This window comes from Halomonas denitrificans, assembly GCA_019800895.1.
Taxonomy (GTDB): Bacteria; Pseudomonadota; Gammaproteobacteria; order Xanthomonadales; family Wenzhouxiangellaceae.
On the sequence record JAHVKF010000001.1, the window covers coordinates 409,163 to 427,535 of the forward strand.

The window sequence follows — 18,373 nt, forward strand, 5'->3', positions numbered from 1 at the left end:
CCCGCTCCATGGCAGGTGGCCCATGGGAATTCCGGAGCTTGAACCTGACAGGCGCGTTCGCCCCTATCGAGTCGCCCGGAACCGGATTCAGCCGAAACGAACGAGAACGATCAAAAAAATGACAAAAATCAAGCCGCATAGTATCGCCCTGAAACGCCCGCCTGTCAATGGCCGCACCGCTCGGAATCGATCGTGAGCCTGGCCCGCTCGGCCGCCTCGTTCAGCGGCATGACCTTGATCTCCCGGGTCCTCGGCCTGGTGCGCGACACGGTGCTTGCCCGGACCTTCGGCGCATCGGCGGCCACGGACGCGTTCTTCGTCGCCTTCAAGATCCCCAACTTCCTCCGGCGCCTGTTCGCCGAGGGCTCGTTTTCCCTGGCCTTCGTTCCGGTGCTCGCCGAGTACCGCGAACGCGGGGACCACGAGCGGACCCGGGCGCTGATCGACGCCGCGGCCGGCAGCCTGCTGGCCGTGCTGCTGGTCCTGACCGCCGCGGGCATGCTGGCCGCACCGCTGGTCATCCGGTTGATCTCGCCGGGTTTCGCCGACCAACCCGAGCAGCTGGCACTGACCAGCGATCTCCTGCGCATCACCTTTCCCTATCTGCCGCTGATCGCGCTGACCGCCCTGGCCGGAGGCATTCTCAACACGCTCGGTCGCTTCGCCCTGCCCGCCGTCACGCCGGCGCTTCTCAACGTCAGCCTGATCGCGGCGGCGTTGCTGTTCGCCGAGCACTTCGAAGAGCCCGTCACCGCTCTGGCCTGGGGCGTGTTCGCGGCCGGCGTCCTCCAGCTGGCGATCCAGCTGCCGGCGCTGGCCCGCCACGGCGTCCTGCCCCGGCCCGTTCCGCGCTTCGCCCACCCCGGCGTCCAGCGCATCCTCCGGCTGATGCTGCCCACGCTGTTCGGCTCCTCCGTCGCCCAGATCAACCTGATGCTCGACATCGTGATCGCCTCGCTGCTGTTCGAGGCCAGCATCAGCTGGCTGTACTTCGGCGACCGCCTGATGGCCTTTCCCCTGGGCCTGCTCGGCGCCGCGCTGTCTGTGGTGATCCTGCCGACCCTGTCGTCGCAACACAGCAGGAACAGCGTCGACGCGTTCCGGGGGACGCTTGCCTGGGCCGTGCGCTGGGGCGTCCTGATCGCGCTGCCGGCGGCCGTGGGTCTCGCCCTGCTCGCCGCGCCGATCGCGACCACCCTCTTCCAGTACGGCGAGTTCAGCGCCATGGACGTCCGGATGACCGCGCTGGCCCTGCTGGCGTACTGCATCGGCCTGCCGGCGTTCATCGGCGTCAAGATCCTGGCCCCGGCCTTCTATTCGCGCCAGGACACGGCGACGCCGGTCAAGATCGGCATCATCGCGCTGGTGGTCAACATGGCCCTGAACCTCGTGTTCGTCCTGGCGATCGTCGCCTGGCAGACCGGCGGCGACTTCGGCGCCGGCCTGTTCGCGACGCTCGCGGCGCAGCCCGGGGCCCACGCGGGCCTGGCGCTGGCCTCGGGCACCGCCGCCTGGCTCAACGCGTGGCTCCTGTGGCGCCACCTCGCCGGTCAGCACCTTCGCCCGCGCGTCGGTCACCGGATCGTCCTCGCCGCCGTCTGCGGCGTCGCACTGATGGGTCTGGCGCTGACGCTGATGGTTCCAGCCCCCGCGGCCTGGATCGAGGCCGGCCTGAGCCAGCGCATCGTCTGGCTGGTTCTTGCGGTCGGCGGCGGGGCCGCGGTCTATGCAGCGGTCCTGCTGGCCTTCGGGCTGCGGCCTCGTCAACTCGTCCGGCCGGACCCCGGCTGATCCGCCGCGCCGGGGCCGCCGGCGCAGAGGATCGACGCGAGGCCACCCCCGAGCGACGCGCCGCCGCTACACTCGCCGGATGCTGCTGCTTCGACGCCCTCCGCTGGCCGACGACGACCCGCGCGCGACCGCCCTTGCGATCGGCAACTTCGACGGCCTGCATCTCGGCCATCGGGCGCTGATCGAACGCGTGATCGCCGCCGGTCCCGATCTGCGGCCCGGCCTGATGTGCTTCGAGCCCCTGCCGCGCACCTTCTTCGCACCCGACCGGCCCGTCCCCCGGGTGATGAAGCTGCGCGATCGACTCCGCGTCGGACGCGATCTCGGGCTCGAACTGATCGCGCCGCTGCGCTTCGACGCCGCGTTCTCGTCGCTTTCGCCCGAGGCCTTCGCGGAGGAGATCGTGGCCGATGGCCTGCGCGCCGGGCGGGTAGTGGTCGGCGAGGATTTCCGCTTCGGCCACAAGGCGGCCGGCGATGTCGACGCGCTGCGGACCTTCGGCCGGCGCTTCGGCTTCGAGGTCGAGACGGTCGCGGCGGTGGTCGACCCGCGGACCGACCGGCGGATTTCCTCCACGTGGTTGCGCGAGGCCCTGGCCGCCGGCGAGTTGGTCACTGCCGAGCGCCTGCTCGGGCGGCCCTACGGAATCTCGGGTCGGGTGATCCACGGCAACGAGATCGGTCGGACGCTGGGCTTTCCCACGGCCAATCTCCGCGTCGCCGAACCGCCGGCCCTGAGCGGCGTGTGCGCGGTCCGGGTCCACGGGGCCGGCCTCGCGGCCCACCCGGCCGTGGCCAGCCTCGGCCAGCGGCCCGTGGTCGGCGGGCGCGACTGGCTGCTGGAGGTCCACCTGTTCGATTTCGACGGCGACCTGTACGGCAAACACCTGCTGGTCGAGTTCGTCGAGCGGATCCGCCCCGAACTGCCCTTCGACGACCTGGCCGCGATGACCGCACGGATGCACGTCGACGCCGAACAGGCCCGCCGCGCCCTCGGCGCGCCGCCCTGACGGGTCGCAAAACCGGCGACAATAGCGGCGACAATACGAAGCCGAGCCCGGCCCGCCGCCCGAACTCCTGCGAGACCATGGATTACAAAGACACGATCAACCTGCCGAAGACCGACTTCCCGATGAAGGCCTCGCTGGCCAGCCGCGAGCCGCAGATGCTGGCCGACTGGTACGCCCGCGACCTCTACGGGCACATCCAGCGCGAGACGGCCGACCGGGAACGGACCTTCGTCCTGCACGACGGCCCGCCCTACGCCAACGGCGACATCCACATCGGCCACGCGGTCAACAAGATCCTGAAGGACTTCGTGGTCCGATCGGCGCTGTTGTCGGGCTATCGCGCGCCCTACGTGCCGGGCTGGGACTGCCACGGCCTGCCGATCGAACTGCAGGTCGAGAAGAAGGCCGGCAAGGTCGGCCAGAAGATCGACGCGCGATCGTTCCGCCAGAAGTGCCGCGAGTACGCCGATCGGCAGATCGAGCGCCAGCGCGAGGACTTCAAGCGCCTGGGCGGGCTGGGCGACTGGGACCGCCCCTACGCCAGCCGCGACTTCCGCTTCGAGGCCGACATGCTGCGCGCGTTGGCGAAAATCGTCGAACGCGGCCACCTGAAGCGGGGCGTCAAGCCGGTGCACTGGTGCTTCGACTGCGGCTCGGCGCTGGCCGAGGCCGAGATCGAGTACCAGGACAAGACGTCGACCGCGGTCGATGTCCTGTTCGAAGCGCTCGCGGCCGAGCGGCTGGCCGAGGCGTTCGGCCTCGCCCCGGATGCACTGGCGGGCGCTTCCTGCGGTGTGGTGATCTGGACCACCACGCCGTGGACCCTCCCGGCCAACCAGGCCGTTGCCCTGAACGCCGAGCTCGAATACGCGCTGGTCGAAGGCCGTCTCGGCGACGGCCGCACGGTTCGCCTGGTGCTGGCGTCGGACCTGCGCGACGCGGTCGTCGATCGCATCGGCCTGGGCGAAGCGAAGGTGCTGGCCACGACCCGCGGCGCGCGGCTGGAGCATCTGCGGCTGCAGCATCCGTTCAACGAGTACGACGTCCCGGTGATCCTCGGTGATCACGTCACGACCGAAACCGGAACCGGCGCGGTGCACACGGCACCGGGCCACGGCCAGGAAGATTTCGACATCGGCCGCCGCTACGACCTTCCGGTGGTCAATCCGGTCGACGCCCGCGGCCTTTTCGTGGCCGACACTCCGCACGTCGGCGGCGAGCACGTGTGGAAGGCCAACGATGCGCTGGTCGAACTGCTCACGGCCCGTGGCGCCCTGCTCAAGGTCGAACCCTTCGGGCACAGCTACCCGCACTGCTGGCGACACAAGACGCCCACCGCGTTCCGGACCACGCCGCAGTGGTTCATCTCGATGGACCAGCAGCACCTGCGACGCGACGCGCTGGCCGCGATCGAGGGCGTGCAGTGGGTTCCCGACTGGGGGCGCGCTCGGATTCACGGCATGATCGAGAACCGACCGGACTGGTGCATCTCGCGCCAGCGCACCTGGGGCGTTCCGCTGGGACTGTTCATCGACCGGGAAACCCAGGAACCGCACCCGGATTCCGCCGCGATCCTGGCCCGATTCGCCGACCTGGTCGAGGCCGAAGGCGTCGACGGTTGGTACGAGGACGACATCGCCGACCGGCTGGGCGTCGACGGTGAACGCTACGAGACCGTGCCCGACATCCTCGACGTGTGGTTCGACTCCGGCGTGACCCACCATTGCGTGCTCGACCAGCGCGACGAACTCGATCGCCCGGCCGACCTGTACCTCGAGGGGTCCGACCAGCACCGCGGCTGGTTCCAGTCCTCGCTGCTGACGTCGGTCGCGATGCACGGCGAAGCGCCCTATCGCGCCGTCCTGACCCACGGATTCACGGTGGACGCGGACGGAAGGAAGATGTCGAAATCACAGGGCAACGTCGTGGCCCCGCAGACCGTGATGAACACGCTGGGCGCCGACATCCTGCGGCTGTGGGTGGCCGCCGCCGACTACCGCCAGGAAATGAGCGTCTCCGACGAAATCCTCAAGCGGGTTGCCGACGCCTATCGGCGGATCCGCAACACCGCCCGCTTCCTGCTCGGCAACCTGGACGGCTTCGATCCCGAGGCCGATGCGCTGCCCATCGACGAGCTGCTGCCCCTGGACCGCTATGCGGTGGACCTGGCCGCTCGCTTGCAGCAGGACGTGACCGATGCCTACCGCGACTATCGATTCTGGCAGGTGTACCAGCGCGTCCACCACTTCTGCTCGATCGACATGGGCGCGTTCTACCTCGATGTGATCAAGGACCGGCTCTATACGCTGCCGCGCAAGCACACGGCACGGCGTTCGGCCCAGACCGCCATGTTGCACGTCCTCGAAGCGCTGACGCGATGGCTGGCGCCGGTCTGCAGCTTCACCGCCGAGGAAATCTGGCAAGCCATGCCGCGACCGGCCGATGCGCCGCCGCGCGACACGGTAATGCTGGCGACCTGGTACGACGGTCTCGCCACGATGGACGAAGCGACGCGCGAGCGACTGGAGCGCGTACGCGCGGTGCGCGACGTGGTCGGCCCGCGCCTCGAATCGCTTCGTCGGGACAAGGTCATCGGCTCGTCGCTGGCCGCGGTCGTGCGGCTGGACGCCGACGGCGCCCTGGCCGAGGACCTCGAGGCGATCGGAGAGGAGTTGCGATTCCTGCTGCTGACCGCCGAGGTCGAACTCGGCCCGGTGGAGAATGCGGACGAGACCGCGACGGTCGCCGGCAGCGCGCTCCGCGTCGCGGTGCGCCCCAGCGAGGCGGCGAAGTGCACCCGGTGCTGGCACCTGCGCCCGGACGTCGGCTCCGACGAGAACCACCCGGAACTCTGCGGTCGCTGCGTCGAGAACGTGGCCGGCGACGGCGAGCACCGGCGCTGGGGCTGAGCGGGCCATGGATACCACGCATCCCAGAATGACGCTGCCGCGCTACGCCGCGTGGCTGCTCCTGGCCGTGCTGATCGCTGTCCTCGACCTCTGGACCAAGGCACTGGCCACGGCCAACCTCGAGCTGTATCGCCCGGTCGAGATCACCGGCTGGCTGAACCTGACGCTGGCCCACAACACCGGTGCGGCCTTCAGTTTCCTGGCCGACGGCGACGGCTGGCAGCGCATCTTCTTCATTGTCGTGGCGTCGGGAATCTCGCTGTTCCTGCTGGTCTGGTTGTGGCGCATTCCGCTCCAGGGCCGGGCGCTCCCGGCCGCGCTGATGCTGCTGCTGGGCGGGGCGATCGGAAACCTGGTCGATCGTGTGCGCCTCGGCTACGTGGTCGACTTCATCGATGTCCACTACGGCGGTTGGCACTGGCCGGCGTTCAATATCGCCGACTCCGCGATCGTCATCGGCATCGCGCTGATGCTGATCGAGAGCCTGCTACCGCCGCGCGGGACGCCGGCACCGGCTGCGGAATGAGCCGCGGACCGCGTCCCGGCGCAGGCGACCTCCGCTTCCGTTGTCTCGACGGAACCGGATCGGTGGAGCATTTGCAGACCCGGTTCACGTCGTTGAGCCCGATGCGTGACCCCGCGCCCGGGCCGCAATCTTGAAAAGACGTTGTAATTCGTGCGTATGTGCATGAAAATAGGAAGTTCGGGGGACAAGTCGACCGCGATGAGAGGAGACGTCTGATGGCAGCAACCACCCGCGACGAGCTGGAGACCTTTGTCTGGGAAGGCAAGGACAAGCGCGGCAAGACCCTGAAGGGCGAACGTCAGTCGAGAAACCAGACGCTGATCCGTGCCGAACTGCGCAAGCAGGGCATCACGCCCTCGCGGATCCGCAAGAAGCCGAAACCGCTGTTCGGCGGCGCCGGAAAGCGGATCTCCTCGCGCGATATCGCGATCTTCACGCGCCAGCTCGCCACCATGCTCAATGCAGGTATTCCGCTGGTCCAGGCCTTCGGCATCATCGGTGCCGCCGCCGAGAACCCGCGGCTGCAGAAGCTGATCGGCACGATCCGCGTCGACGTCGAATCGGGCGCGACGCTGGCCGAGGCGCTGGCCAAGCACCCGGTCTACTTCGACGAGCTCTACATCAACCTGGTCAACGCCGGCGAAGGCGCCGGGGTGCTCGACAAGGTCCTCGACGACATCGCCACCTACAAGGAGCGCATCGAGTCGATCAAGGGCAAGATCAAGAAGGCGCTGTTCTACCCCGCCGCGGTGATTGCCGTTGCCATCATCGTGACTGCGATCCTGCTGATCTTCGTCATCCCGCAGTTCGAATCCATCTTCGCCAGCTTCGGCGCCGACCTGCCCGCGTTCACCCGGCTGATCGTCACCCTCTCGGAGTCGATGCAGCAACAGGGCTGGCTGTACCTGATCATCATCGGCGGCAGTATCGCGGGCATCATCGCGCTGAAGAAGCGCAGCCGTGGCTTCGCCCATTTCATCGACCGGGCGAGCCTGAAGATTCCGATCATCGGCTCGGTCCTCGAGAAAGCCGCGCTCTCGCGCTTCGCCCGCACCCTGGCAACGACCTTCGCGGCCGGCGTGCCGCTGGTCGATGCATTGAAGACCGTCGCCGGCGCAACCGGAAACATCGTCTATGCCGACGCCACGCTGCAGATCCGCGACGACGTCGCGACCGGCCACCAGATGCAGCTCGCGATGCAGCAGACCGGCCTGTTCCCGCCGATGGTCATCCAGATGACCGCGATCGGCGAGGAAGCGGGTTCGCTGGACCAGATGCTGCTCAAGGTCGCCAACTTCTACGAGGAAGAGGTCAACAACACGGTCGATGCACTGTCCAGCCTCCTGGAACCTTTCATCATCGTGCTCGTCGGCGGCATCGTCGGAAGCATCGTGGTCGCGATGTACCTGCCGATCTTCCAGATGGCCGCGGTGATGTAGACCGCGCGCGACGCGCCGGACGCTTTCGCAGGTCGCGCGGCCTGCGCGCGGCGTGAAGGCGCACTGGCGCGAACGGAAGACGGGGGAACCCGACTTCCGAAGATCCACTCGGGGAATTCCAAATGGCCTATCTCGCCGACCTGCACCCGGCCGCCCTGTACGGCCTGACTCTCGCGCTCGGCCTGCTGGTCGGGAGCTTTCTCAATGTCGTGATCCTGCGTCTTCCGTCCAGGCTGTTCCACGAATGGCGCTGCCAGTGTCGCGAACTGCTCGAACTGGACGCGGAAGCGAACGACACGCCCGCCGGGATCGCGTCCGGCCGATCGCGCTGCCCGGCCTGCGGCCACGGCATCCGGCCCTACGACAACATCCCGGTCATCAGCTGGCTGATCCTGCGCGGCCGCTGCCGCGACTGCGGCGCGGGCATCTCGCCGCGCTACCCGATCGTCGAACTGCTGACCGGGCTGCTGTCCGTGGCCGTGGTCGCGGCGCTCGGCCCCACTCCAGCCGGCCTGGCCGGCCTGGCGTTCACCTGGGCGCTGATCGCCGGTTCCGGCATCGACCTCGATCACAAGCTGTTGCCCGACCAGATCACCCTGCCCCTGCTCTGGCTCGGGCTTCTGCTGAATATCGATGGCCTGTTCATCGACCTCGGTTCGGCCGTGATCGGCGCCGCGGCCGGCTACCTGGTGCTGTGGGCCGTGTTCCACCTCTTCCGGCTGGCGACAGGAAAGGAAGGCATGGGCTACGGCGATTTCAAGCTGCTCGCCGCCATCGGCGCATGGTTCGGCTGGCAGGTGCTGCCCACGGTGATCCTCCTGGCCTCCGCGGTCGGCGCCGTCATCGGCCTGGTCCTGATCGCGGTCCGTCGCATGGGCCGAGAAGTCCCGATCGCCTTCGGTCCGTTTCTCGCCGCCGCCGGCTGGCTGGTCCTGGTCTTCGGCGACCGCGTGGTGAATTTCTGGATGGCATTCTGAGCGGAACCGGAGATCAGGAAAGGGAGCCTTGTGGCACCACAGGTCGTCGCTTTTGGTTGGCCGGAGCCGGCCGGAAACCGACGTCCCAGGGCGAACACTTCAAAAGCCATTCATCCACAGATGAACGCAGATGAACACGGATTGAAACCCGAAATCCGAGGCACGCAGCCGATCGTTCCTGCTGATCGCTCAGTACCCACCGCTCACCGCTCACTGAAACCTGAATCCTGAAGCAGGCCCTACCCCTTGCAGCATCAGGGCCCGCCGTCCGGTCATTTTCCAAGCGCCCGGTACTGTCGATCCAGTCGCTCGACTTCTTCGTCCAGCGCGTCCAGCGATCCCGTGTTGTCGATCACGTCGTCGGCGACGGCCAGGCGCTGTTCGCGGGTGGCCTGGGCCGCCACCGCTGCGCGGGCCTGCTCCACGCCGACCCCATCGCGCGCTGCCAGGCGTTCGAGCTGCAGCGTCTCGGGGACATCGACGACCAGGACCCGGTCCGCATCCTCGAACAGGCCGGTCTCGACGAGCAGCGGAACGACGAGGACCACGTAGCGGACCTGCGGGTCGGATCCGGCACGTTCGATGGCCTGGCGGGCGGCCTGCACGATCCGGGGGTGCAGAAGCGATTCCAGTCTGCGACGGGCGTCTGCATCGCCGAAGATGCGTTCGCGAAGCGCGCGACGATCCAGCGCACCGGTTTCATCGAGAAGTTCGGCACCGAAGGCCTCGACCACGTCGTCGAGTCCCGGGGTGCCCGGGGCGACGACATCGCGGGCGAGAAGGTCCGTGTCGACGACCGGAACGCCGAGCGCGGCGAAACGGTCGGACACGGCGGTCTTGCCGCTGGCGATACCGCCGGTCAATGCGATCACGCGGGGCGGGACGTCTCGGGACACGGTTCGCTCCTTCGGCCGGAACCGCTCATTGTCCCCGAATCGCGCGCGGAGCGCAGGGGCGGCCCGGGCACCCGGGCCGCCGCGGGTTCAGCGCAGGGGGCGGACGTCGACCTCGACGTCGATGGAGGGACCGGGGTCGTGATCCATCCGGACGTGGCGGACCCGACCGCCGTAGCGGTAGGCGACGTCGTAGCCGACCAGTACTTCCCGGGTCTCGTAGTGCACGACGACGTCGCAGCGGCGGACCGGAACCACCCGGCCGTGGTGCCGAGCCAAGTCGCGGCCGACCTCGTGGCCGACGGCCGCGCCGAGGGCTGCGCCCGCCACGGTCACCGCCCGCTGGCCGCGACCGTCGCCGAAGCGGTTGCCCATTCGATCGCCGATGACGCCGCCGACGAGCGCACCGGCGATGGCCCCGGCGGCGGGATTCGGCCCGCGGCGCCGGAGTTCCTGCCGGCAGACGTCGCGTTCGACGGGAATCTCTTCGTACGCGTAAACGGGGTGAACATCGATCACGCGGACCCGCACGACCTCGCCATGCCGGTGCGATGCGTCGGCCGGCGCTGCGGCCAGGGCGGCCGCGAGCAGGGCGGCGGACAAACCAGCGATTCGGGTGTTCACGATGGAGCTCCTTCGGCCTCGGGCCGGGTTCGATGACGCGGCGCCAGTCTGCGCCTTCGCGACTGAACTCCCTCTGAATCCCCCTTGAACCGTCGATGAATCGCCGTGCCGGAGGCGGTTTGAGCGCTCCGGACAACCGGAGTACGATGACCGTCCGTCCATCGATGCGGTTTACAGCCACGCAGGGAGTCGCCATGTCCAGCCGGTCCAGTTCCGCCATCCGAACGCTCGCCCTGCTCGGCCACGCCGGCTCCGGCAAGACCTCGCTGCTCGAACGCCTGCTGCTCGCATCCGGCGCGAAGGGCGAAGCCGGCACCGTCGAGAAGGGCGACACGCTTTCGGACTTCGAACCCCTCGAAAAACAGTACGGCCATTCGCTGGACACGGCGCTCGCCCGGATCGAGCACGACGATCACGAGATCCAGGTCATCGACACACCGGGCGACCCGGACTTCCGCGGACCGGCACTGGCCGCGATGAGCGCCGTGGAGACGGCGGCAATCGTGGTCAACGCAAGCAACGGCGTCGAGTCGTCGACCCGCCGGTTGATGCGGCGCGCCCGCCAGCGTCGCCTGTGCCGGATGATCATCGTCAACCGCATCGACGCCGAGGACCTGGATCTCGAGGCCGTGATCCGCGACCTGCGCGAGGAATTCGGTCCGCAGTGCCTTCCGGTCAATCTGCCGGCCGACGGCGGCGCCGCGGTCCGTGACTGCTTCTTCCACGATTCCGGCGACACGGACATCTTCTCGCTGGCCGCTGCCCACGACGAGATTCGTGACCAGGTCATCGAGGCCGACGAAGGCCTGATGGCGCGCTACCTCGACGGCGAAACCATCGGCCGGGACGAATTGCACGATGCCTTCGAGCTGGCGCTGCGCGAGGGCCACCTGGTGCCGATCTGCTTCACCTCGGCGCGCACCGGGGCGGGGATCGAGGAACTGCTGGATTTCATCGTCCGCCTGCTGCCCAGCCCGCTGGAGGGGAATCCGCCGCGCTTCCGGGTCGGCAGCGAGGAGAAGAAGGTGCCCGCGAAACCGGATCCCGACGCCCACGCGATCGCGCATGTGTTCAAGATCATCAACGACCCGTATGCCGGAAAGCTGTCGGTGTTCCGGGTCTTCCAGGGTCGAATCCGCGCCGGCGACGCCCTGCTCCTCGGCGACGCCCGCAAGCCGGTCAAGGTCGCACACCTCTACCGCATCCACGGCAGCGAACACATCGAGATCGACGAAGCCATCCCCGGCGACCTCTGTGCCGTATCGCGCATCGACGAGATCGAGTACGACACCATCCTCCACGACGACCATGCCGAAGACCACTACTACCTGAAGCCCGTGGACTTCCCTCAGCCGATGTACGGCCTGGCGATCGAGCCGAAGACCCGCGGCCAGGAGCAGAAGCTGGCCTCCGCGCTGGCCCGGCTCGCCGAGGAAGACCCCTGCATCCAGGTCGAGCACCACCAGGAACTCAACGAGACCGTGGTCCGCGGACTGGGCGAAATGCACCTGCGCATCCTGCTGGAACGGATGGACAAGCGCTTCGGCGTCGAAGTCGAGACCCGCCCGCCCCGGATCGCCTATCGCGAGACGATCACTCGGCCGGCCGAGGGCCACTACCGGCACAAGAAGCAGACCGGCGGCGCCGGCCAGTTCGGCGAGGTCTTCCTGCGCATCCGACCGCTCGGCCGCGGCGAAGGGTTCCGGTTCCAGAGCGAAGTCGTCGGCGGCGCGATTCCGACCGCACTGATTCCCGCGGTCGAGAAGGGAGTGCGCCAGGTCATGGACGAGGGCGCGATCGCCGGCTATCCGATGCAGGACATCGAAGTGACCGTCCACGACGGCAAGTACCACAGCGTGGATTCGAAGGAAGTGGCGTTCGTGATCGCGGGCCGGAAGGCGTTCCGCGAAGCGATCGCCGCCGCCGGTCCGCAGGTACTCGAGCCGGTGGTCACGCTCGACGTCAGCGTCCCGGACTCGGTGCTCGGCGACCTGACCGGACTGCTGGCGTCGAAGCGAGCCCGGATCCAGGGCACGGAAGCGCAACGCGGCGGGCAGACCGTGGTCCACGCGGCCGTGCCGCTTTCATCGATCAGCGACTTCCCGACCGAGCTGAAGAGCATGTCCGGTGGCGAGGGGCGGTTCGTGGTGGAGCTGAGCCACTACGAAGCCGTGCCGCCCAATGTCCAGCAGACGCTGGTCGAGGGCTTCGAGGCCCGTGACGACGACAGCGCGCACTGAGCGGTCGCGCTCCGGTGGTGGGTGAGGAATCAGGAGGATCGCCCGGATCCGGCGGCCCGCTCCGCCCGCGGCGAGTCCGCGGTCGATGGGCGATGGCCGTCGCCCGCCGCATCGAGGCTCAAGGTGACGCCCAGCGTCAGCATCATGCCGGCGAACAGCATGGCCAGGCCCCACCGCAGCGTGGTCAGCGACGGCGGCTCGGCAGCCGGCTCGACCTCGTCGATCAACAACGGTCGGCATTCGCGAGCGATCTGGTTGTTCGGAGAGGTCATGACGGCACGGGACCACCCCACCCCCTTCCAGCAGTTCCTGTCGTACTGAGTGCAAGATTCGAACCAAGAGCCCACCCTTCGAAGCGAGTGACGCTGAACGATGACTTCTTCCGACTGGATCGCGCGCCTGAACGCGCACCGCGACGACACCCTGATGGACACGCTGGACATTCGCTACAGCGAGGCCGGCGAGACGTTCCTTGTTGCTGAAATGCCGGTCGACTCGCGCCACCTCCAGCCGATGGGCATCCTCCACGGCGGTGCCAGCGCGGCCCTGGCCGAAAGCGTCGGGTCGGCCGCCTCGGCCATGGTGCTCGCCGGCAGCGGTCGCGCTGCGGTCGGGCTCGAACTGGCGATCAACCACCTCGGCGCGGTGCGATCCGGTGGCATGGTCCGGGCCCGCGCCGAAGCGGTGCACCTGGGCCGCTCCACCCACCTGTGGCAGATCAGGATCGACGACGCCGATGGCCGCAAGGTCGCGCTGGCGAAGCTCACCATGCTCGTCCTCGAGGACCGCTCCCCGCCCGGCGACTGACGGGCGGTCGCCGGCTCCCGTGCAACGGCGCTTGTATGGTGGGCGCGAAGGAAAGAACCAACGCGGACACCTGGCGAACGAGTACTTCGTCTAGAAAATTCCGGCTTCCGATGCGCGAATCGGGCTGGACCCCGCCGCAGATCACTTCGAATGGCAGATTTCGGACAGCGACCGGAACGTCTCCTCGAACCCGTCGAGGGCTTTTCCAGGGATTCCTGCTTTTCTCTTCGCGCCTTCGCGTCTCCGCGTCTTCGCGCTCATCATCTAACGGAATTTGCCCCATCATCCGCGAACAGGCCGGCATCGAGGATGCGCGCCTGCTCGAGGGCGCGGCGGGCGCCGTCGGCGTCGCCGGCGCGGGTCTTCAGGGTCGCCATTCGGACCAGCGCTTCGGCCGTCGACGGATCGCCCGGCCAGCCGGGCATCAGGAGATAGCGTTCCAGCGCTTCGATCCCGCGCTCCGCCGCTCCGCCGCCGGCGGCGATCCACCGGCCGAGCTGGAACCACGCCGGACCGTAGGCCGGGGCGTCGGCGATCACGGTTTCGAGGTGAGCGACGGCGGCCTCGATCCGACCGACCCGGCCGAGTGCCGCGGCCCGCTGCACGCGCCAGCCCGGCCGCCGGAGCGGGTCCAGCAGGACGGCGCGCTCGATCGCCTCGAGGGCGGCCGCTTCGCGGCCCGTTTGCCGGGCCGTTTCGGACTCGACCTGCGCCGCGCGAGCCGGATCGACCTCGGCGAGGCGCGCGACCAGCGCCGGCACCCGGTCCTCGCGGCCGCCGGCGATCCGGGGGACGTCCCGGTGGAAGCCGATCGCCGCGGCCAGGGCTTCGGGATGATTCGGGTCGAGGTCGAGGGCGCGCTCGAGCAGCCGGCCCACGGCCCGCGCCTCGCGCATTCGCTCGAAGCGCCCGTCCCGGGCGTCGAGCGCCTCCAGGGCCGTCGCCGCCTGCTGCAGGACCAGGCCCGCGTCGTCCGGATGGTCCGCTCGTGCCGCATCGAGGAGGTCCTTGACCTCATTCGGGGACTCGATCCGGGCCAGCGCGATCCGCGCGCGCCACGCGGCCGCCGTCGGCTCCGGCGCATCGGCCAACCACGCCCGGATCGGCTCGAGGTCGCGAAGCGCCAGCGCGCGCTCGAGATCGGGCCCCTCGGCGCGCACCGACCCGGCTGCGCCCAGGACGAGCGCGGCCAGCAACAGACGCGGCCACGCCGAGCGTTCCAGGAGCGGCGCGATGCTCACGAGTCGGGCGGAAAGAGCTTGCCGGGGTTGAGAACGCCGTCCGGATCGAACGCGCGCTTGATCTCGCGCATCAGCTCGATTTCGGCGGCCGGCTTGATCGACGCGAGGTAATCGCGCTTGAGCAGACCGACGCCGTGCTCGGCCGAAAGACTGCCGCCGCTCCGGCCCACGAGTTCGAACACGGCCGGTGTCAGGCGCTCGCAGGCCGACCGGAAGTCGTCGATGGACCAGTCGTCGGGCTTGAGGACGTTCATGTGCAGGTTGCCGTCGCCGATATGGCCGAACCAGACCACCTCGAACTCCGGGTATCGCTGTCCGACCAGCTCGTCGAGCGCGGTGAGAAAGCCGGGAACCCGGGAAACGCGGACCGAGAGATCGTTCTTGTACGGTGTGCGGCCGGCGATCGATTCGCTGATCGCCTCCCGCCAGTGCCACAGCTCCTCGGCCTGCGCACCGGACTGGCTGATCGTGCCGTCGACCACGTGCCCGGCCTCCACCAGCGCCTCGAACACCGCCAGGGCCGCGTCCTGGCGGCTGCCGTCGGGGTCGTCGAACTCGACCACGGCGTGATACGGCGCGACCTCGTCGAGCGGGAACTCGCGGCCCGAGCCGGTCGCCACGGCCTCGACACTGGCCCGATCGAAGAACTCGAAGGCCGACAGGTCCAGGCCGCACCGCAGCGACTGGAACGCGGGCATCACGGCGTCGAGGCCGGAGAAGGCCAGCAGGAGGACGGAGCGCTCGGGCGGTGCGTCGATCAGGCCGAGGGTGACCCGCGTGATCAGACCGAGGGTTCCCTCGCTTCCGACCATCAGGTGGCGGAGGTCCGGCCCGGCGTTGTTCTTGATCAGTCCGCGATTCAGATCCAGCACGTCGCCCCGCCCCGTCACCACCGTCAGGCCTCGGACCCAGTCGCGGGTCATGCCGTATCGGAGCACCCGGATGCCGCCGGCGTTGGTCGCCACGGACCCGCCGACCTGGCTCGAACCGGCCGCGGCCCAGTCGACCGGGTAGCAGAGACCCACCTCGCTCGCGCGTCGTTGCACCTCGCCGACGGCGATCCCGGCATCGACGGTGATCGACGGTTCGGTCGTATCCAGCGCCACGACGTCGCGCATCCGATCGAAGGACACGACCACTTCGCCGTCGCCGGCCACCGCGCCGCCGGACAGGCCCGTCCGGCCGCCGGAGGGGACCAGCGCCACGCGCCCGCGACGCGCCCAGGCCACCAGCTCGGCGACGTCCTCGGTGCTGCGGGGGAACGCGACCGCACGGGGCGCCGGGGACCAGAAGCGGGTCCAGTCGCGGCCGTAGTGTTCGAGCGTGGACGGATCGTCGACGAACTCGATGCCCGCGGGCCGGCTCACGGGGCCGGGGCCGGGGCCAGCGGGCTTCGGCGCGGCTTCGGGTCGTCTATCATTCAGCTTCCTCCGCATCGCAGCCGCCTCGTCATGACGCAGCGCAATCTCTCGCTTTCCAAGGACAAGATCCGGATCCTGTTGCTGGAAAACATCTCCGAACGGGCCGTGGAGTGCTTCAACGCGGCCGGTTACCACCAGGTCGAATGCTTGCCCGGGGCGCTGCCGGTCGACGAACTGGTCGAGCGCATCGCCGACGTGCATTTCCTGGGCATCCGCTCCCGAACGCGGGTCACGGAACGGGTGCTGGACGCTGCCGATAGGCTCACGGCCATCGGCTGCTTCTGCATCGGCACCGACCAGGTCGACCTCGCCGCGGCCCGGCACCGCGGAATCCCGGTGTTCAACGCGCCGTATGCTAACACTCGCTCCGTGGCCGAACTGGTACTGGCCGAGATCGTGATGCTGATGCGCGGAATTCCCGCGAAGAATGCCGCGGCGCACCGCGGCGAATGGCTGAAATCGGCCCGGGCGAGCTTCGAGGTCCGGGGCAAGACGCTGGGCATCATCGGCTACGGACACATCGGTTCCCAGCTCGGCATCCTCGCCGAGGGACTCGGCATGCGCGTGATGTACTACGACGTCGTGCGCAAGCTGCCGCTGGGCAATGCGGAGCCTGCCGACAGCCAGGACGAAGTGCTGGAACGCGCGGACGTGGTCTCGCTGCACGTCCCGGACACGGCCGAGACCCGCGGCCTGATCGACGCCGGGGAGCTGGCCCGGATGAAACCCGGGGCGCACCTGATCAACGCCTCGCGCGGCAAGGTAGTGTCCATTCCCGCGCTGGCCCAGGCGCTCGAGCAGGGCCGGCTCGGCGGCGCGGCCATCGATGTCTTCCCGTCCGAACCGACCTCGAAGGACGAGGAGTTCGTGTCCGAACTGCGCGAGTTCGACAACGTGCTGCTGACGCCGCACATCGGCGGCAGCACCCACGAGGCGCAGCAGAACATCGCGCTCGACGTCAGCACCAAGATGACGCTGTATTCCGACAACGGCTCGTCGACGGGCGCGGTGAACTTTCCCGAGGTCAACCTGCCGGATCATGCGACCGCACGGCGCATCCTGCACATCCACCGCAACGAGCCCGGTGTCCTGCAGGCGATCAACCATGCGTTTTCCGAGGCCGGCATCAACATCGTCGGTCAGTACCTGCAGACCCTGACCGACGTCGGCTACGTCGTGATGGACGTCGAGACCGACGATGCAGGGCCGGTCCTGCGCAGGCTGCACGACATCCCGGCAACGATTCGCACGCGATTCCTGTACTGAGGAGAACCGGCATGCAGCTCGACATTCGCCACCAGCCCGAGGACGATCGATTCGCGACCGACGTCGACGGCCACACCTGCGTCCTCGACTACCGTCTCGCCGACCGCGTGATGACCATGACCCGGGTCTTCGTTCCGCCGCCGGTCGAGGGCCGAGGAATCGCGTCGCACCTGACCCGCTACGCGCTGGACCATTGCCGGAAGCACGGCTTCCGGGTCGTGCCCCGATGTCCTTACGTAGCGGCCTGGATCCGGCGCCACGACGAATACGCCGACCTCGTCTCCGAAACCGACTGAGCCGGCCGACGTCGAGAGCCGCCGCGCCGGATGCAGAGGCGCGGTTCGCAATCCAGGCCCTGAACCGTGAACTCCATCGTTCCGCGTGCCCCATGGGTGGATCGGAAGCGGGCAAGATCGCTCGCAATCGTCCCCATCGAATCGACAGGAATATTGCGATGAATCATTCGATCAACCTTCGACCCCCGCTCGCCGTCGTGCTCGCCGCCGCGCTGGCCGCCTGTGCAACCACCGACCCCTACACCGGCGAGGAACGGACCTCGCGCGCCGGCTCCGGCGCGGCCATCGGTGCCGCGGCCGGTGCCGTGATCGGCGCGATCAGCGGCGGCGACCGCCTCGAGCGCGCGGCGATCGGCGCCGGCATCGGTGCGCTGTCCGGTGCCGCCGTCGGCGCCTACATGGACCGCCAGGAAGCCGAGCTTCGCGAGCAGCTCGAGGGCACCGGCGTCAGCGTGACCCGACGCGCCGACCAGATCATCCTCAACATGCCGGGCAACGTCACCTTCGACGTGGACTCGGCGAGCCTGCGGCCGGAATTCTTCGAGGTGCTGGACTCGGTCGCGCTGGTGGTCGAGGAATACGACCAGACCGTGCTGGTGATCGACGGCCACACCGATTCCTCGGGGCCGAATTCCTACAACCAGCGCCTGTCCGAGAACCGCGCCGAGACCGTGGCCGAGTACCTGATCAACCGGGGCATCCGCCCGGTCCGCATCGAGGCGTCCGGTTACGGCGAGGACTACCCGGTCGCCAGCAACGGCAGCCGCGAAGGCCGGCGCCAGAATCGCCGCGTCGAACTCACCCTGATTCCCATCACCTGAGGCGAGCCTCTCGCACCGTCCCGATGCTGCCCCGCGGCATCGGGTGTTGCCTGCTGGCCATCGAGTTGCCTGCCAAAACCAGAAAGCAACGGCAGATGATTGACGCAAAGGCG

At 68.6% G+C, this 18,373-nt stretch carries 16 protein-coding genes; 11 read left to right on the forward strand and 5 right to left on the reverse strand.

The window, feature by feature from the left end; translation table 11 throughout:
* Positions 1-228: 228 nt before the first annotated feature.
* From murJ to KUV67_01825, 6 genes are all read left to right on the forward strand, one after another.
* Complete coding sequence (gene murJ / locus KUV67_01800; protein ID MBY6203601.1) at positions 229-1,791, forward strand: murein biosynthesis integral membrane protein MurJ; 1,563 nt, start codon at positions 229-231, stop codon at positions 1,789-1,791.
* A 79-nt stretch (positions 1,792-1,870) separates the two neighbouring features.
* A complete protein-coding gene (locus tag KUV67_01805) occupies positions 1,871-2,800 on the forward strand; it encodes a bifunctional riboflavin kinase/FAD synthetase (protein MBY6203602.1) in 930 nt (309 codons plus the stop codon).
* A 77-nt stretch (positions 2,801-2,877) separates the two neighbouring features.
* Positions 2,878-5,709, forward strand: a complete 2,832-nt coding sequence (gene ileS / locus KUV67_01810) for an isoleucine--tRNA ligase (GenBank protein ID MBY6203603.1) — start codon at positions 2,878-2,880, stop codon at positions 5,707-5,709.
* A gap of 7 nt (positions 5,710-5,716) precedes the next feature.
* Entirely contained in the window at positions 5,717-6,235 is a 519-nt protein-coding gene (gene lspA, locus KUV67_01815) for a signal peptidase II (GenBank protein ID MBY6203604.1), read from the forward strand.
* 215 nt (positions 6,236-6,450) lie between these two features.
* Positions 6,451-7,674 carry a type II secretion system F family protein gene (locus KUV67_01820; protein MBY6203605.1) on the forward strand — a complete coding sequence of 408 codons (1,224 nt, stop codon included), beginning with the start codon at positions 6,451-6,453 and terminating at the stop codon, positions 7,672-7,674.
* A gap of 122 nt (positions 7,675-7,796) precedes the next feature.
* Entirely contained in the window at positions 7,797-8,651 is an 855-nt protein-coding gene (locus KUV67_01825) for an A24 family peptidase (protein ID MBY6203606.1), read from the forward strand.
* 272 nt (positions 8,652-8,923) lie between these two features.
* Here KUV67_01825 and coaE read toward each other — a convergent pair whose 3' ends face one another.
* Positions 8,924-9,547 (reverse strand): dephospho-CoA kinase, encoded by a 624-nt coding sequence (gene coaE, locus KUV67_01830; GenBank protein ID MBY6203607.1) that lies wholly within the window; start codon positions 9,545-9,547, stop codon positions 8,924-8,926.
* A gap of 87 nt (positions 9,548-9,634) precedes the next feature.
* Positions 9,635-10,168, reverse strand: coding sequence for a glycine zipper 2TM domain-containing protein (locus KUV67_01835; GenBank protein MBY6203608.1), 534 nt, complete (start codon positions 10,166-10,168; stop codon positions 9,635-9,637).
* Positions 10,169-10,362: 194 nt separating this feature from the next.
* Between KUV67_01835 and KUV67_01840 the strand changes: the two genes are divergently transcribed.
* The gene (locus KUV67_01840) at positions 10,363-12,408 is read left to right on the forward strand and encodes an elongation factor G (GenBank protein ID MBY6203609.1); all 2,046 of its coding nucleotides are present in this window, start codon (positions 10,363-10,365) and stop codon (positions 12,406-12,408) included.
* Positions 12,409-12,437: 29 nt separating this feature from the next.
* Here the strand turns inward: KUV67_01840 and KUV67_01845 are convergent, their stop codons facing one another.
* A complete protein-coding gene (locus tag KUV67_01845; protein ID MBY6203610.1) occupies positions 12,438-12,680 on the reverse strand; it encodes a hypothetical protein in 243 nt (80 codons plus the stop codon).
* A 100-nt stretch (positions 12,681-12,780) separates the two neighbouring features.
* Between KUV67_01845 and KUV67_01850 the strand changes: the two genes are divergently transcribed.
* Positions 12,781-13,215 carry a hotdog fold thioesterase gene (locus KUV67_01850; GenBank protein ID MBY6203611.1) on the forward strand — a complete coding sequence of 145 codons (435 nt, stop codon included), beginning with the start codon at positions 12,781-12,783 and terminating at the stop codon, positions 13,213-13,215.
* A gap of 260 nt (positions 13,216-13,475) precedes the next feature.
* On the opposite strand, the gene KUV67_01855 is transcribed toward KUV67_01850, so the two are convergent.
* Complete coding sequence (locus KUV67_01855; GenBank protein MBY6203612.1) at positions 13,476-14,456, reverse strand: hypothetical protein; 981 nt, start codon at positions 14,454-14,456, stop codon at positions 13,476-13,478.
* Entirely contained in the window at positions 14,453-15,823 is a 1,371-nt protein-coding gene (locus KUV67_01860) for an FAD-binding oxidoreductase (protein MBY6203613.1), read from the reverse strand. The genes KUV67_01855 and KUV67_01860 overlap by 4 nt, the downstream gene beginning before the upstream one ends.
* Before the next feature lie 84 nt (positions 15,824-15,907).
* Between KUV67_01860 and serA the strand changes: the two genes are divergently transcribed.
* The 3 genes from serA to KUV67_01875 all read left to right on the forward strand — a co-directional run bounded on the left by serA (position 15,908) and on the right by KUV67_01875 (position 18,260).
* A complete protein-coding gene (serA, locus tag KUV67_01865) occupies positions 15,908-17,143 on the forward strand; it encodes a phosphoglycerate dehydrogenase (protein MBY6203614.1) in 1,236 nt (411 codons plus the stop codon).
* Between the two features lie 11 nt (positions 17,144-17,154).
* Entirely contained in the window at positions 17,155-17,439 is a 285-nt protein-coding gene (locus KUV67_01870; GenBank protein MBY6203615.1) for an N-acetyltransferase, read from the forward strand.
* 158 nt (positions 17,440-17,597) lie between these two features.
* Positions 17,598-18,260, forward strand: coding sequence for an OmpA family protein (locus KUV67_01875; GenBank protein ID MBY6203616.1), 663 nt, complete (start codon positions 17,598-17,600; stop codon positions 18,258-18,260).
* Positions 18,261-18,373 lie beyond the last annotated feature (113 nt).